The 1,620-nt window shown below is 37.2% G+C and carries 4 protein-coding genes; 1 reads left to right on the top strand and 3 read right to left on the bottom strand.

Features of this window, described 5'->3' with window-relative positions:
• Positions 1–295: cation transporter (locus Q8O35_RS10330; protein WP_305572948.1), on the bottom strand; the 295-nt coding region annotated here is incomplete at its 3' end.
• Between the two features lie 171 nt (positions 296–466).
• Positions 467–649, bottom strand: a complete 183-nt coding sequence (locus tag Q8O35_RS10325; protein ID WP_371133123.1) for an HD-GYP domain-containing protein — start codon at positions 647–649, stop codon at positions 467–469.
• 48 nt (positions 650–697) lie between these two features.
• Here Q8O35_RS10325 and Q8O35_RS10320 point away from each other — a divergent pair, with 48 nt between their 5' ends.
• On the top strand, positions 698–904 hold the full coding sequence (locus Q8O35_RS10320) for a hypothetical protein (protein ID WP_305572944.1): 207 nt from the start codon (positions 698–700) through the stop codon (positions 902–904).
• Between the two features lie 263 nt (positions 905–1,167).
• Here the strand turns inward: Q8O35_RS10320 and Q8O35_RS10315 are convergent.
• Positions 1,168–1,620 (bottom strand): HAD-IC family P-type ATPase (locus Q8O35_RS10315; protein ID WP_305572942.1); only part of this gene is annotated, 453 nt, incomplete at its 5' end.

Raw genomic sequence — 1,620 nt, 5'->3', positions numbered from 1 at the left:
TGATGATGCCGATTCCTAACACTTCATTAATTTTATTTTTCTTTTCAACGGTTTGATTCTTTTGTTTTTCACCTGCACGTTTCACATGATACTCCATGCTTTCAATAGACTGTACAATAGTTGACAGCTTCACACAATCCGGGTCGTATGTAAAACTGACCCGTGAACGCGTATAACTTGCAGTGACATCGGTAACGCCATCAAGCTTTTTTAGTTTATTCTCAATTCGATTTTCACAGTTAACACAGGTCATCCCACTCACTGAAAATGTCTTTGATATTTGTTTTTCTTCCATTGGTCATTCTCCTTGTCACTTCTTGTCTGACGATATCATAGCATCAACTTTTGTAGAACTTATGGAGAAAAGAAATTATTCGAAAAACTTATAAAAATAAAGCAATGTATCAATTATTCTAATATACTGACTTTATTTTAAATGATGCGTATTTCTAGCAACACCTGATTGCTAATTAATATTTTTGACGATACTTTCAATTTTCATAAATGCTTCAACCAATTTGTCATCAAATTGAGTGCCACTATTTTTTTGAATCTCCACAACTGCCACCTCATGGCTAAATCGCTGTCGATCTGTTGTCATTGCATCATAGGTATCGGCAATTGCAATGATTCGTGAACCCAGTGGAATTTCTTCACCTTTGAGCCCATGTGGATAACCGTTGCCTGAGAACCTCTCATGATGGTGGCACTTTGTTGTGGTGCACCCATTTTAATATTACTTATCATAACATTACTTGGTTATCAAGGTATTCTATTTACGCTTCTGCCATTCATTTGCCCAATTATGATGGTACTCATGATGCCGATGATGTTAAGGGGTGGTAACAAAGATAAATCAGAGCAAACAGAAGAAAAACCTTCAAATCAGAACCTTCTTTCTTAGTAATTTTTTCTGTTTCCAGATTGTAGACACATGCATTGTTTTGCAAGTGTCTTTCTGCTATTCACCGCAAGCTAAAGATCATTTTTATACATAAAAGGACAGTGCTACCAAATACACTGTCCTTTTTATGTGGATTTTTATCACTTTCGGAGCTGAATTTTTATATAATCTGCTTCATCACTTTCACTGCATGCATAAAGGTAGTGCAAGATTTTAAAAGTATTATCACAAAATCTGACTAGCTGATAACTAAAGATGAATGGTTAATCAATCTTAAGTAGTTTTGCATTGATTGCTACAATGATTGTACTTAACGACATCAATGCAGCTCCGACAGCTGGATTGATCACAATCCCCTGGTTATATAGGACGCCTGCAGCCAAGGGGAGTGCAATCATATTATAAGCTGTCGCCCAGATCAGGTTTTGGATCATCTTTTGATAGGTTGTTTTTGAAAGTTTCAAAATCGTTACTACATCCAGTGGATTACTTCGAACCAGAACAACATCTGCTGTTTCAATAGCAACATCTGTTCCAGCTCCAATGGCGATACCTAAATCGGCTTTTGCCAGTGACGGTGCATCATTCACACCGTCACCGGTCATTGCCACAATCTTTCCTTCAGTAATAAGCTCATCAATTTTGGATGCTTTTTCCTGGGGCAATACCTCGGCAATGATTGTATCGATCTTAAGCTGATTACCCACATAAGCGGC

Source organism: Humidesulfovibrio sp. (assembly GCF_030689645.1).
GTDB lineage: Bacteria > Desulfobacterota > Desulfovibrionia > Desulfovibrionales > Desulfovibrionaceae > Humidesulfovibrio.
This window is presented reverse-complemented; position numbering and strand designations above follow the sequence as displayed.